This is a genomic window from Shewanella sp. VK101, assembly GCF_056497865.1.
This window is the reverse complement of record NZ_CM151402.1, coordinates 1,227,076-1,240,670: the sequence shown is the minus strand read 5'-3', so window position 1 is coordinate 1,240,670 and position 13,595 is coordinate 1,227,076. Positions and strand designations below refer to the sequence as shown.

Here is a 13,595-nt window from a genome sequence, read left to right as displayed (position 1 = left end):
AAACACTAACATCTACATACAAAAAAGACTTAATCACTGGCCAGAGCCCAAGCGCACCCGACACTTATCACAAAGTCTAAGAAAATGTGTTCCAGTTAACAGTTGCGTTATCCATGTCAGTGTGGTCTGATCCGCACGCGCTATCACAGCTCGATTAATTGAACCTTGATGGCCGACACAAAAACTGCCCACTTCCCCCAGGGCAGACGAACATAAAATCAGCAGTTGGAATTGCATTTATGCTCTATACCTTTCTTATCATACTGGCGGTGTTGGCACTGCTGAGTATCATTTTTGAAGAGGTGACTCACCTCAACAAAGCCAAAACGACTCTGTTTTTCGGTTGTATCTCTTGGATAGCTCTGTTCATGTCTGCCGGCGACCCCGGCCATGAAAAGCTGGTAGAGCATCAACTCAATGAAAACCTGCTGGAAATCGCGACGCTCTGGCTGTTTTTGATGTCGACCATGACCTTTGTGGCCTATCTCAACGCCAAGGGCATGATCCAGATAATAGTGCAGAAGCTGTTTCCGCAGCGGGTCAGCACCCGGATGCTGATGCTGCAGGTTGCGCTGTTTTCTCTGGTATTGTCGGCCATCTGTGACAACGTCACCGCCACCTTGGTCTCTCTTGGGCTGCTGACCACCTTCAAGCTCGACAAACAGATGCGTCGCCGGATGGCGGTATTGATTATCTTTGCCGTCAACTCAGGGGGGGTTTCTCTGATAACGGGTGACGTCACTACCCTGATGATCTTCCTCGGCGGCCATGTGCATATGTCAGAGCTGTTGATGTTGGTGCTGCCGGCGGCGTTCAGCGTGATGTTGTTGGCAATACTCTTCTCCCTCAATGCCAAGGGCGAGGTGTCCACCACACCTATTCGTCAAAGTTACGAGACAGTGGATGTGCTTATCGCCATCATCTTCTTCACCACCATATTGATGACCATGGCACTGAACATTCTGTTTGCCATTCCCCCCGTGCTAACCTTCCTCACCGGGTTATCAATCATGTTCCTGGTGGGCCACACCGCCCGCAACGACAAAGAAGAACTGCAGATCCTCGAATATATCCGCCAAGTGGAATACGACACCCTGCTGTTCTTCCTCGGGATCCTCTTGTTGGTGGGTATGCTCAAAGAGATAGGCACGCTGGATCTTCTGGCCCAGGTCTACGCCCGTCACGACCCCAACATTTCCAACTTTGTCACTGGTATGGGATCGGCCATATTGGATAACGTGCCACTGACCGCGGCGCTTTTGAAAGCCGCACCTGAACTGACCACGCCTGAGTGGCTGGGCCTGACCTATGCAGTAGGTGTGGGTGGCTCTCTGCTGGTGATAGGTTCGGCGGCCGGGATCATCGCCATGAGCAAGGTCAAAGAGCTGACCTTTGTCTCTTACCTCAAGTATGTTCCGGCGCTGTTGCTGTCCTACTCTGTAGGCTACGCCCTGACACTGCTGCTGGGGAACTACTTCTACGGAGCTTGAGCTCTAAGATAAAAAAGCGCCTTAATGGCGCTTTTTTATGCTTGGTTCCAGCCGTTTTGGGTCGGCTTAGATGGCTGGCACCCGGAACTTCTGCCCTTGAATTTCCAGCACCACATCCCTTGGACGTATCTCAACGATCTTCAGTTGACCCTTGATGCTGTCACCCTCCTGCAGTTCGGCACCCTCCACATTCAGCCAACGCTTGGAAGGCTCTGAGGCGTATACGTGAGCACTGATCTCAAACTCAGGTACCTGCAATTGCAGCCCGGCCGGCAAGCCGCCGTAGGGAGGCACCTCTTCCTCTGCGTTGGGAATGGGATCCAATTCGGGAGGCGATACGGGTTTTTCCGCCGAGTGCCGGTGCTCCACATCGGCAAGCGCCGCCTGAAACTGAGCCACTAACTCATCCTGGCGGCGACTCTCGGCACTGGATAGCCCCACATCCTCGGCCGCTTCATTAACCTGGCGCTTGAGAGACTCGAGCACCTCAAGTCCGCGGCGATTGGGGTTGGCTCCCAGGATAATCGGCTCATCTTCAGTCAGCGGCATCTCCTGCGGCTGATTTACAGTTGCTGAGCCATCAGCCTGGAGTTGCGCAAACTGCAGCTCTTTAGCCGCTTCGGCCACACTGGCGGCCAATAAATCACTGCCTGTCGACTGTGCATTAACCGAAGCCGGACTCTGGCGGGCTGCAATTTCAGCTTCGCCGCTCTGGTTCATTAAGCTTTGGTTTATGGCCGCCCTATTCGCAGCCTGAGCATTTTGAGCATTTTGAGGCCGCGTATTTTGCGACTGGATTGTCCGAGATTGAACAGCCTGAGTCTGAGGTATCGGCTGGGCCATAGGCAAGGCCACCTTACCGGCCAAACGTACTTCCGTTGCACCTTGTTCAGTCACCTCGGCGGCTTGAGTCGGTTGCTTATATCCTTGAGACTCATCTTGTTGCCTGGCTTGCTGCTGCGAGGCTTGCCCCCCAACTGAAGATGTCTCGGGAGCCAGCGGCTTTTTATTGGTATCAAGCGAGTGCCAGCCCCAAGCCAAGGCGCCACCTGCCAGCACGGCCGCCACCAAGACGGCCAGCGGCTTGAGATAGCTACTTGCTGAAGATTGTCGGCGATATTGCGCCCTGGGGGTCAACACAGGATCCAGTTGTTCACCCATTTCCTGTTGCTTGGCCCGGGTCACGGCATCGAGAAGGATAGACATCAGCTCGCTCCTCCTGCGTGCAATCTGGGGCCTTGATGACTCAAGTACAGATTAAGCTGAACCAGAGTCTGGCTGCCGGCAATGCCGTCCGGTTTCAAGCCGTGGCGCCGCTGAAACTGTTGCAGTGACTGCTCCAGCTCGCTGTCGAAATAACTCATCAGCCTGGCCGGGCGTTCATCCACCTGCGCCAGGGTATTTTCCAGCCACTGCACCTGGGCCAAACCGGCACTTGGGCCTATCGCCTTGAGCGGATCCTTGGGGGCATCCCAGATGATTTCAAAAGTACCGCTGAAATGACGGTTGAACCAATCGACGCTGACCCAGAGTTGTTGTTCATTGAGTTGCAGCAACAACTGCTCACCATCTTTGGTCACCAGAGTGCCATAGAAAGGCTGCTGTTGTTCATCCTCCAGATAGACCACAGCCGGATAGTTGAGCCGCAGTAAGGAGTTGAGATTGCCCTGCTGCTGATAGCAGGCAAGCCCCTGCTGTTCGGCGGCCTGACAGGCACTGATGCCTGAATATGGCACCTTGTCCCAAAGGGCAAACAGGGCCGCAAAGGCGGTATCTATATTGCGGCTCTGATCTATGGCCTGCGTCAAGATCCGCTGCGCCCGATTGACTGCGGGCTTGTCCGCAGCAGCTTGATTGACAGAAAGATGGTTAACAGCAGCTTGATTGCCTGCAACCTGAGTCTGCTTGGCATCTGTCACTGAATGAAGTTGGCGTCCGGACTGATCTTGGGCGACAGCCTGTTCCGGCTGTGCCAGGAAATAGTAACCACCGGCAAATGCCAAAAGCAGCATGGCGGCAGCAGAAGCCGGCAACCAATAATTACGCTGTTTGATTTTCTCTCCCAGCACCTCTTCGGCGGCAGTGGCCACCATTTTGGCATCGATAGGGGTTCGAGACTGACCATAACCCGCCATCAAGGCCCGCTCACACAAGAGGTTGATAAGCCTTGGAATACCACCACTGAATTTATGCAAGGCCCGAATCGCGCCGCGGTTGAACAAGGGCTCGCTGCGCCCGGCCACCTGCAACCTGTGCTGCACATAGAAGCCCACCTCCTCTTCGGTGAGCGGCAACAGATGGTAACGGGCAGTGATTCGCTGCGCCAACTGCCGCAGTTCCTGGCGCTTGAGCAGTTGCTGCAGCTCGGGCTGACCTATGAGGATCACCTGCAGCAGTTTACGGGTATCTGTCTCCAGGTTGGTAAGCAGGCGCAGTTGCTCAAGCACTTCGGCCCGCAGATGCTGGGCCTCATCGATGATCAGCACAGTGTTGCGCCCGGCCTGGTGGTTGGCCAACAGAAAACCACTGATATGATCGGTCAGCTGTTTGAGGGTGGGCGCCTCACCATAGGGAATTTTCAACTCATCACAGAGGGTAGCCAGCAGTTCAAGCTCGGTCAGAGATGGATTGAGGATAAAGGCAGTATCGGTATTTTCCGGCAGTTGCCGCAGCAGGCAGCGGGAAACAGTGGTTTTCCCGGTACCGACTTCACCTGTCAGCAGCACAAAGCCCCCCGTCTCCCCCAGGCCATAGGTCAAATGCGCCAACGCCTCCCTGTGCCTGTCACTGAGAAACAGATAACTGGGATTGGGCGCGATAGAAAACGGGTTATCGTTCAGTCCATAAAAGGCCTTGTACATAGGCACTGCCATCCTTCTTTGATAGAGACAGCCCAGTTTAAGGCAAGGCCATAAATTGTAAAACCCCGGCCGCCATTTATGTGATGCACGGGAAAGTCCCCCACGGCTGGGTCTCATGTTATCCTGAGGCCATTACCAAAGCAGTCGATTATAAGGAATCCACAAGCGTGCAGATTTATCTGGTCGGTGGCGCAGTGCGTGACAAACTATTGGGCTTACCCGTCAAGGACAGGGATCATCTGGTGGTTGGCGCAACCCCGGAGCAGATGGCGTCACTGGGATACCGGCAGGTGGGCAAGGATTTTCCTGTGTTTCTGCACCCCAAAACCCAGGAGGAGTACGCCCTAGCCAGAACCGAGCGCAAGACAGGCCTGGGTTACGGCGGTTTCTCCTGCTATGCGGCGCCCGATGTCACTCTGGAAGAGGATCTGCTGCGGCGGGACTTGACCATTAACGCCATAGCCCAAAGTGAGGATGGCGAGCTGCACGACCCCTACAACGGCCAAAAGGATATCGAGGCCCGGGTGCTGAGGCATGTCTCCCCCGCTTTCGTTGAAGACCCGCTGCGGGTACTCAGGGTGGCCCGTTTTGCCGCCCGCTTTGCCCCTCAGGGCTTCAGTATAGCGCCGGAAACCATGGCTCTGATGCAGGAAATTGCCGCCGGCCCCGAGCTTGGCGCACTGACGCCTGAGCGGGTATGGCAGGAGCTGGATAAGGTGCTCGGCTGCGAGCAGCCCCAGGTGTTTTTTGAAGTACTGCGCCAGGTTAACGCCTTACAAGCACTGATGCCGGAAATCGATGCCCTGTTTGGTGTGCCGCAACCAGCCAAGTGGCATCCGGAAATTGATACCGGCCTTCACACCTTGATGGTACTGGAGCAAGCCGCACTATTAACCCGCGACAAAGCCGTGCGCTTTGCCGCGCTGGTGCACGATCTCGGTAAGGCACTGACCCCGGCCGACATGCTGCCCAAGCACCATGGCCACGGCCAGAAGGGACTTGAACCTATTCGAAACCTGTGCGAGCGGCTGCGAGTGCCTTCCGAGTATCGGGATCTGGCGTTGCTGGTCAGCGATCAGCATCAAAATATTCATAATCTGGCGGAGCTCAAGCCGGAAACCATAGTGAAAATCTTCGACAAAGCCGATTTCTGGCGCAAGCCCGAGCGTCTGGAGCAACTGGCGCTGGCCTGCGAGGCCGATGCCAGAGGCCGCAGCGGGCTTGAACAAGCCCACTACCCGCAGGCGCAAGCATTGAGGCAGTTATTTGCTGTCGCCTCAGCCATAGATGTCAAACCCATAGTGGCAGCGGGACACAAGGGGCCAGCCATCAGAGACGAGCTCAGTCGGCAGCGGATTGCCGCCGTACGTCAAGAAAAGCAACTGTTACTGAATTCCGCCGTTTCCTGATAGAAAGGCAAGATATTGACGGCAATATTTTCAGTTATGTTAAGAAAATGGCGAAAGAAACTGGCTATCTTCCCAAAGACTTGGCAATTCAATGAGTATTCGATAAGGTAAAGCGGCCTGTACGTGAATATTCGTAGCAAAATAAATTGACTATGACATAATTAGGCGGTGTCGGCTGTTTTACAGTCGAGCCATTAAAAATCCAACCTATCTAAAGGGATTTCTTCATGAACAAAAAAGTACTGATGATTGCTGGCGTAGCAATGACTGCTCTGCTGGGTGGCTGTGCCAACACCACTGCTCTGGAAGAAAGCGTTGCTAACCTGGGCAACAAAGTTGATCAATTATCAGCCGAAGTTAGCTCTCTGAAAGCAGAGCAAGGCAAACTGTCTGCTGACGTTAAAGATGCCAAAGCTGCTGCTATGGACGCTCAGTCTGAAGCTAAGCGTGCTAACGACCGCTTGGACAACGTTGCTTCTCGTTACAAGAAGTAATTCAGTCCCGGATCGGCAACACCAAGGTGTTGCCGATTTGCTTTTCGCTAAAGCCTATAATGGCTTTCAGTCAGTCCTGACCCAAATTCCAGCCACAACCTTCATTTTTCAGCCTAAACCCGAGGCTCAAACTCAGTTTCGTTTAATCACCAACACACGGTAATCCAGCTCCAGCCCCTTAACTGCTCGAGTAGCAAGCGCACGCTTCTGTTTTTCGCTGGCGCGCCAGGCATAAGGAGTGGTTTCCAGAAGCGTCAACGCCTGCTCACCGCTCACATCCAGAGAAAAACTCAAGCTCTCGGTTTCCAGCACAGTCAACTCGGCCGGCAGGCTGATACTGAACTCCCGCTGCTTGAGATCAGCGTTTAATTGCTCACGCAACTGCCATAAGTGTCTGGGCCCGGGTGCCAACATCACAAGATGTGCCCCAGGCTTCATCACCCTGGGGATCTCCTTGCCCTTGAGCTGACCATCGAGCAGAGTCACCAGTGAAAACTGCGCATCTTCAAAGGGCAAGCGTTTGGCAACACTGAGAAATACCTGCGCCGTCGGCAAGGCTTTGGCAGCGGCGAAGGCGGCATTTTGCGCATCACAGATAAGCAGACGTTGCAGTTCATCCGGCAGTTGCAGCATCTGCTGCAAGGCGCCGTCCCCGGCGTTGGGATCAAGTACAGCCTCACAGTTTTCGGCGAGCCTGGCCAGCTTAAGATTCAGCGCCTGATGCAAAGGCGCCATCAACTCAGACTGCAGCAGAAAACGCCTGGCCCGCAACGCCTGGCGCGACAAGGCATGTACCGCCGCGCTCTTGGGCTTGGCCAGCAGCCAATAGCCGTCTTCCTGGCGGTCGAAGTGATGTTTGTTGGCGCAGTAAAAACCTCTGGATGCCTGATGTTGCTTGAGTTCACTCTGGCAAACCGGGCACTGAAATTGCACTGAATTCATCTTAGCTCCACAGAAAGATAAAGCCGCACAGAAGCGCACCCAGCGCCAGACGGTAGAGCACGAAAGGCAGCATGCCCATCTTGCTGATAATCTTCAAAAACAGGTGGATACAGGTATAAGCCGCCACAAAAGAGAGCACTACGCCCAGTATCAAGGCCTGCCAGTCAATCACATGCCCACCGTCGAGCAGATCTTTGCCCATCAGCAGCGCCGCCCCCAGGATCACAGGAATCGACATCAAAAAAGAGAAACGCGCCGCTGCCTCACGGTTGAGCCCCAGCATCAGGGCCGCCGTCATGGTAATCCCTGAGCGACTGGTGCCGGGAATAAGTGCCAAAGCTTGGGCGAAACCTATCATCAATGCCTTGCGCCAGCCGGTTTGATACTCAGTGAGCTCAAGCCGTGCCATCTTATCCGACCACCAGAGCAGCAAACCGAATACCACAGTAGTGATGGCAATAACACCGGGCCCCCGCAGATAGGTTTCAACCAGATCTTTGGCCATAAAACCAAAAACGACTGCGGGTATGGTGGCCAGAATAATCCACCAGGCCAGTTTGCTCTCGGCACTGTGGTTACCCTTGAATATGCTGCCAAACCAGGCGTTCAGCATAGCGATGATTTCAGTACGGAAGTAGAGCACCACCGCCAGTAATGAGCCTATGTGCACCGCCACATCGAAGGCCAGCCCCTGATCTTCCCAACCCAGTAATTGGGAGGGCAAAATAAGGTGCGCCGAGCTGGAGATAGGTAAAAATTCAGTCAGGCCCTGGATCAGGGCAAGGATGATGACCTGTATTGTGTCCATAATTGTCCTTTAAAAATCAGGCCGACAGGCCCCAATCGAAAGCGATAGGCCAGAGTTTCTGGCTGGCCTTGTCATATTCCTGCCACAACACTTGGTAGCTGAGTTGTGCCAGTGGATGCTTGGTTTGCGGTGCCAGTTCAGCCAGCGGCCAAAGCACAAAGGCATTGGTCAGGATCTCGGCTCGGGGCAAAACTACCGGCTGCTGGCAGACCCTGTCATCATAGAGCAGCAGATCCAAGTCCAAGGTGCGCGGAGCAAACTTTTTCGCCCCGGGAATACGCCCATGACGCAGCTCTATCTCCTTGAAACAGGCCACCACTTCAGCAATGTCGAGCGAGGTATGAGCGCCCACCACCATGTTGAGAAAGTTGCTGCCCTTGAATCCTACAGATTCACTCTCGTAAACCGATGACAGTTGCAGCTCGCCAAACGCAGCGTGCAGCTCTTTGATAGCTGCACGCAGATAATGTTCCGGGTCGATATTGCTGCCCAGACTGATGTAAATATGTGCCATATTGCCGTCAGATACCACGCTCGATTTCAACACCGACCGCTTTGGCCGAAGGGACGGCGCCGGGCTTCATCACCCGTACCTTGACCCAGGGCACTGAAAATTCACTCATCAGGCAATGGGCTATCATCTCGGCCACGGTTTCAATCAACTCAATGGGCTTTTCGGTGATCAGGGCGGTGAGGCGCTTGCTGACGGTTTCATAGCAGAGCGCCTGGCTGTAATCATCACTGTCAGCGGCGGCTCTGTTATCCCAGGCCATATCCAGATCGATAAGCAGTGTCTGGTGTACCTGTTTCTCCCACTCATAGATCCCGATAACCGTTTCTATCTGTAATTCCCGTATCAGCACTCTGTCCATAAAATCCCCCTTAGCAGCTGCCGGGCCTGAGGTCAGATAAGCTATCGGCAATAAAACCGCTATAATCCGCCCCGTTCCGGAGATATTCACTGTAGCCCCTTTCTACCTGGCCCGATCTTAAGTAGGATAAGGCATTGAAGGACAAGATGAACCCGAGATTTTTAACCGCCAGCTGACGGTAAAGATTTTCACCTTGGGTTATCCGGGCAAGGGCTGCATATTTCAGTGTGCGCGATAATACCTTAAGACGAGTAAGGAAACCAATTTGAGTACCATGGTACTGACCCCAATTATGATTGTGGCCGCTTACCTGCTCGGCTCTATCTCCAGTGCCGTGCTGGTGTGCCGCCTCAAGGGCCTGCCGGATCCCCGAGGCAAGGGTTCGGGCAACCCGGGCGCCACCAACGTGCTGCGCATCGGCGGCACTTGGGCCGCAGCCATGGTGTTTTTCTTCGATATACTCAAGGGTGCCCTGCCCACTTATACCGCTTATCTGATGGGAATAGATGCCGTCTGGCTCGGGGTGATAGCCATTGCCGCCTGCCTGGGGCACATATACCCGATTTTCTTCGGCTTCAAGGGCGGCAAAGGCGTTGCCACAGCACTCGGTGCCATGGCGCCCATAGGTGAAGGCTTGGCGCTGTGTTTGATGGGCACCTGGTTATTGGTGGTATTGCTGACCCGCTATTCATCACTGGCAGCTTTGGTTACGGCGCTATTGGCACCTGTATATACCTGGTTGCTGGATGACAGATTTACCCTGCCGGTGGCCATGCTATCGACGCTAATCATTATCCGCCACAAGGATAATATTCGCCGCCTGCTCAAGGGAGAAGAGTCCAAGATGTCGCGCTCAAAGCGCACTAAATAGGGCCATAGGCTGCTAGTTTTTAAAGCAGCTATCAAAAAGTAAAAGGCGCCAGTGGCGCCTTTTACTTTTCAGGTATTACAGATGGTGGGTTAGCCGGGCTTCAGGAAATCGCTTCCAGGGTATCCAGCGGCCAACGTGGCTGCCCTTTCACCGCAAGCGTCTCACGCTCGCCGGCCTTGAGGCGCTGCAAGCCAGCGTAGGCTATCATGGCACCGTTATCCGTGCAGAACTCGCCTCTTGGGTAGAAAACCTTGCCACCACGGCTTTGCATCAACTCGGCCAGTGAGCTTCTCAGACGGGTGTTGGCGCTGACGCCACCGGCAATGACCAAGCGCTTAAAGCCGGTTTGCTCCAGTGCTCGGCGGCACTTGATGACCATGGTATCGACCACGGCTTCTTCAAAAGCCCGGGCGATATTGGCGCGGGTCTGCTCATCATCCGGTTCTGCGGCTATGGTATTGGCGGCGTAGGTTTTCAGCCCTGAGAAACTAAAATCCAATCCCGGTCTGTCGGTCATCGGCCGGGGAAACTTATAGCCGGCCTTTTCCCCTTTGGCCGCAAGCTTGGCCAATCTTGGGCCACCTGGATAATCCAGCCCCATTAGTTTGGCTGTCTTGTCGAAAGCTTCACCGGCCGCATCGTCTATGGATTCACCCAAGACTTCATAGCGACCTATGCCTTCCACCTTCACCAGCATGGAGTGCCCACCTGAAACCAAAAGCGCCACGAAGGGAAACTCAGGCGCATCCTCTTCCAGCATGGGCGCCAACAGATGCCCTTCCATATGATGAACACCTACTGCAGGCTTATTCCAAGCAAATGCCAGAGAACGGCCGACGCAGGCGCCCACCAAAAGCGCACCAATCAGCCCTGGGCCCTTGGTGTAGGCGATGCCGTCGAGATCTTCGATACGGGTATCGGCCTTGGCCAGCGCCTCACGGATCAGCGGCACTATTTTGCGCACATGATCCCTTGATGCCAGCTCAGGCACCACGCCACCATAGTCGGCATGTAACTTAACCTGACTGTAGAGAGCATGGGACAACAACCCCTGCTCTTCGTCGTAAACCGCTATTCCTGTCTCATCACAGGATGTTTCAATACCTAAAACCCGCATCTATGAAATCTTTCCGCCTGAAAAGGGGCGCCAATTCTACCCCTAACCAAGAGATTTCTCCAGTTGTAGGCTAAAGTGAATTTACTTTAGGGACTTTACATCCAGTGCCAGTCGGTTTAAAATTCCGCACCATTTTAAATACACTTGGGTCAAGTGATTGACTCAATACAAACTTACACCTAAGGGGTGATGGCGTATGCCAATTATTAAAGTACGTGAAAACGAACCATTCGACGTAGCTCTGCGTCGTTTCAAGCGCTCTTGTGAAAAAGCCGGTATCCTGGCCGACGTGCGTGCTCGTGAATTCTACGAGAAGCCAACTACTGCTCGTAAGCGTGCAAAAGCTGCTGCAGTTAAGCGTCTGGCCAAGAAGCTTTCTCGCGAAAACGCACGTCGCGTACGTTTATACTAATTCCTTATGAGCCTGATAGATAAGCTAAAAGACCAAATGAAACAAGCCTTGGTGGCCAAAGAGAAGGTCCGCCTTGGTACGATTCGTATGGCATTAGCTGCCATCAAACAGATTGAAGTGGACACCCGCGAAACTCTGAATGATGAGCAGATAATAGCTGTCTTGACCAAAATGGTGAAACAACGCCGTGATGCCATTGCCCAATATGAGGCAGCGGGTCGTCCGGAGTTGGCAGAAGCCGAAGCAGCAGAGATTCAAGTTATTGAAACTTTCCTGCCCCAGCCTCTGAGCGAAAGCGAAATCGCTGCGCTGATTGATGCCGCTATACAGGATAGCGGTGCCAGCACCATGGCGGATATGGGCAAAGTAATGGGAGCGTTGAAATCCAAAGTTCAGGGTCGTGCAGACATGGGTGCCATCAGTGCCCAGATCCGTGCCAAACTGCAATAAGCGGGTTTCCACGTATGAACAAGCCGTGCTTCTGCGCGGCTTGTTTGTTTACATCGGTCAAGGGTGCATGACTCAGTCTGATGGCTATACCTCGTGATTTTATCAATGAGCTGATTGCTCGCACAGACATAGTTGATCTTATCGATCACAAGGTACCCCTTAAAAAAGCGGGTAAGAATTATTCTGCCTGTTGCCCTTTCCACAGTGAAAAATCACCCTCTTTCACCGTCAGCAGAGACAAACAATTTTACCACTGCTTCGGCTGTGGTGCCCATGGCAATGCCATTGACTTCATCATGGAGTATGACCGTCTCGAGTTCCTCGATGCCATTGAGGAGCTGGCAAGCCAACTGGGGCTGGAAGTGCCGCGGGAGAACAATCCCAACCGTCGTCGCGACGAAGGGCTCAGCCGCGATCTCTACCAGTTGATGGAAGAGGCCAACAGGTTTTATCAAAGCCAGCTCAGGCAACACCAGGACAAACAGAAGGTGTTGGACTATCTGGCCTTTCGTGGGTTATCGGACCAGGTTGTCGAGCGCTTCGGCATAGGGTTCGCCCCCGACGGCTGGGACGGTTTACTGAGCCGTTACCGCTCGCAGCAAGAGTCGCAGGACAAGCTGCTAACTGCGGGGATGATCATCAGCAACGACAACGGCAAGCGTTATGACCGCTTCCGTGACAGATTGATGTTCCCGATCCGCGATAGGCGCGGCCGGGTGATTGCCTTTGGTGGCAGGGTGTTGGGAGATGGTACCCCCAAATACTTGAATTCTCCGGAAACGCCCATATTTCATAAGGGTAATGAGCTTTACGGTCTGTATGAGCTGAAGCAGGCCCACAGAGAACCCCGGCAAGTGCTGATTGTCGAAGGTTATATGGACGTAGTGGCGCTGGCTCAATTTGGGGTCGATTATGCGGTAGCCTCTCTGGGCACCTCGACCACAGCCGAGCAGTTTCAGCTGTTGCTGCGCAGCGCTAAAGAGGTGGTTTGCTGCTACGACGGCGATAACGCCGGTAAAGAAGCCGCCTGGCGCGCACTGGAAACCGCCCTGCCACTGCTGAAGCCCGGCGATACAGTGCGCTTTATGTTTTTGCCCCAGGGGGAAGATCCCGACTCCATGGTGCGCAAGACAGGCAAAGAAGCCTTCGAAGCTTTGATAGATGAAGCGCAAACACTGACAGGGTTTCTGTTCGATACCCTGACCACGAAATACGGGACAGACAAGGGCAACCTGGCGAAACAGGCCATAGCCCTGATTGAAAAGATTCAAGACACTGTGCTGCAAAATCTGTTGCTCGAAGACCTGTCACACAGGCTCGGCATGAACAGCGCAGATGATCTGAAGAAAAAGCTGGGATTCAAGGGCCCCCAAGGGGTTGCCCCCACCCGGCATAAAGCGCTTAAGGGCCGGGGTACACCGCTGCGACTCGCCGTCGCCTTGCTGGTACAACACCCACAGTTGGGGCTGAATTTGATCCCCCAACCGGCTCTCAAGCATTTACAGATGGCCGGCATAGACTTGCTGGTCGAATTACTGGATTTGACTCGTGCCCAGAAGATGAACAGCGCACAACTACTTGAGCAATTCAGGGATACGGACGAATTTTCCGCCCTGAGAAAACTGGCCCAATGGGAGCATCAAGTGGCGGATGAAAACCTGGAGCAAGAGTTCAAAAAATCCCTGGTATGGCTGAATAATCAATACATTGAGCAGCGCTATCAGGAATTAAGTCTGAAACAGACCCATACTAAAGAAGAGAAAATACAGCTTAAGAAGCTAATCGCGGCCATGAAAAGCCGCCAATGAGCTCTCTCAATTTATGGGTCCGGTCGCCGGACTAGCACAGGGATGCGCACATGGCTATAAT

General features: G+C 53.8%; 14 protein-coding genes. 7 read left to right on the top strand and 7 right to left on the bottom strand.

All coding sequences use genetic code 11. The features are described 5' to 3' along the window. Positions 1-239: 239 nt before the first annotated feature. Positions 240-1,490: a sodium:proton antiporter NhaD gene (nhaD, locus tag ACSHSR_RS05610; RefSeq protein ID WP_044734962.1), complete on the top strand. Its 1,251-nt coding sequence runs from the start codon at positions 240-242 to the stop codon at positions 1,488-1,490. Positions 1,491-1,556: 66 nt separating this feature from the next. Here the strand turns inward: nhaD and ACSHSR_RS05605 are convergent, their stop codons facing one another. Both ACSHSR_RS05605 and ACSHSR_RS05600 read right to left on the bottom strand, forming a co-directional pair. After that, on the bottom strand, positions 1,557-2,696 hold the full coding sequence (locus ACSHSR_RS05605; RefSeq protein ID WP_479631331.1) for a general secretion pathway protein GspB: 1,140 nt from the start codon (positions 2,694-2,696) through the stop codon (positions 1,557-1,559). Continuing rightward, positions 2,696-4,351, bottom strand: coding sequence for an ExeA family protein (locus ACSHSR_RS05600; protein ID WP_144220985.1), 1,656 nt, complete (start codon positions 4,349-4,351; stop codon positions 2,696-2,698). Before ACSHSR_RS05600 ends, ACSHSR_RS05605 begins: the two co-directional genes overlap by 1 nt. A 167-nt stretch (positions 4,352-4,518) precedes the next feature. Here ACSHSR_RS05600 and ACSHSR_RS05595 point away from each other — a divergent pair, with 167 nt between their 5' ends. Next, positions 4,519-5,760, top strand: a complete 1,242-nt coding sequence (locus tag ACSHSR_RS05595; RefSeq protein WP_345844093.1) for a multifunctional CCA addition/repair protein — start codon at positions 4,519-4,521, stop codon at positions 5,758-5,760. Between the two features lie 227 nt (positions 5,761-5,987). Continuing rightward, a complete protein-coding gene (locus tag ACSHSR_RS05590) occupies positions 5,988-6,254 on the top strand; it encodes an Lpp/OprI family alanine-zipper lipoprotein (RefSeq protein ID WP_025010519.1) in 267 nt (88 codons plus the stop codon). Between the two features lie 132 nt (positions 6,255-6,386). On the opposite strand, the gene ACSHSR_RS05585 is transcribed toward ACSHSR_RS05590, so the two are convergent. From ACSHSR_RS05585 to folB, 4 genes are read right to left on the bottom strand one after another with little or no spacing between them, the layout of a single operon-like run. Further along, positions 6,387-7,196 (bottom strand): putative RNA methyltransferase, encoded by an 810-nt coding sequence (locus tag ACSHSR_RS05585; RefSeq protein WP_107005919.1) that lies wholly within the window; start codon positions 7,194-7,196, stop codon positions 6,387-6,389. Between the two features lies 1 nt (position 7,197). After that, positions 7,198-8,004, bottom strand: a complete 807-nt coding sequence (locus ACSHSR_RS05580; RefSeq protein WP_025010517.1) for an undecaprenyl-diphosphate phosphatase — start codon at positions 8,002-8,004, stop codon at positions 7,198-7,200. A 16-nt stretch (positions 8,005-8,020) separates the two neighbouring features. Next, on the bottom strand, positions 8,021-8,518 hold the full coding sequence (gene folK / locus ACSHSR_RS05575; RefSeq protein ID WP_109248903.1) for a 2-amino-4-hydroxy-6-hydroxymethyldihydropteridine diphosphokinase: 498 nt from the start codon (positions 8,516-8,518) through the stop codon (positions 8,021-8,023). Positions 8,519-8,525: 7 nt separating this feature from the next. Further along, positions 8,526-8,876 (bottom strand): dihydroneopterin aldolase, encoded by a 351-nt coding sequence (gene folB / locus ACSHSR_RS05570; protein ID WP_025010515.1) that lies wholly within the window; start codon positions 8,874-8,876, stop codon positions 8,526-8,528. A 274-nt stretch (positions 8,877-9,150) separates the two neighbouring features. On the opposite strand from folB, the gene plsY reads away from it, so the two are divergent. Then, positions 9,151-9,747, top strand: coding sequence for a glycerol-3-phosphate 1-O-acyltransferase PlsY (gene plsY / locus ACSHSR_RS05565; RefSeq protein ID WP_479631508.1), 597 nt, complete (start codon positions 9,151-9,153; stop codon positions 9,745-9,747). 100 nt (positions 9,748-9,847) lie between these two features. Here plsY and tsaD read toward each other — a convergent pair whose 3' ends face one another. Then, positions 9,848-10,864 (bottom strand): tRNA (adenosine(37)-N6)-threonylcarbamoyltransferase complex transferase subunit TsaD, encoded by a 1,017-nt coding sequence (tsaD, locus tag ACSHSR_RS05560; RefSeq protein ID WP_044734969.1) that lies wholly within the window; start codon positions 10,862-10,864, stop codon positions 9,848-9,850. 196 nt (positions 10,865-11,060) lie between these two features. Between tsaD and rpsU the strand changes: the two genes are divergently transcribed. The 3 genes from rpsU (at position 11,061) to dnaG (ending at position 13,534) form a co-directional block, all read left to right on the top strand. After that, on the top strand, positions 11,061-11,276 hold the full coding sequence (gene rpsU / locus ACSHSR_RS05555; protein ID WP_006080725.1) for a 30S ribosomal protein S21: 216 nt from the start codon (positions 11,061-11,063) through the stop codon (positions 11,274-11,276). Positions 11,277-11,282: 6 nt separating this feature from the next. Beyond that, complete coding sequence (locus tag ACSHSR_RS05550; RefSeq protein WP_025010513.1) at positions 11,283-11,726, top strand: GatB/YqeY domain-containing protein; 444 nt, start codon at positions 11,283-11,285, stop codon at positions 11,724-11,726. Positions 11,727-11,806: 80 nt separating this feature from the next. Next, the gene (gene dnaG, locus ACSHSR_RS05545) at positions 11,807-13,534 is read left to right on the top strand and encodes a DNA primase (RefSeq protein ID WP_071238292.1); all 1,728 of its coding nucleotides are present in this window, start codon (positions 11,807-11,809) and stop codon (positions 13,532-13,534) included. Positions 13,535-13,595: the final 61 nt, after the last annotated feature.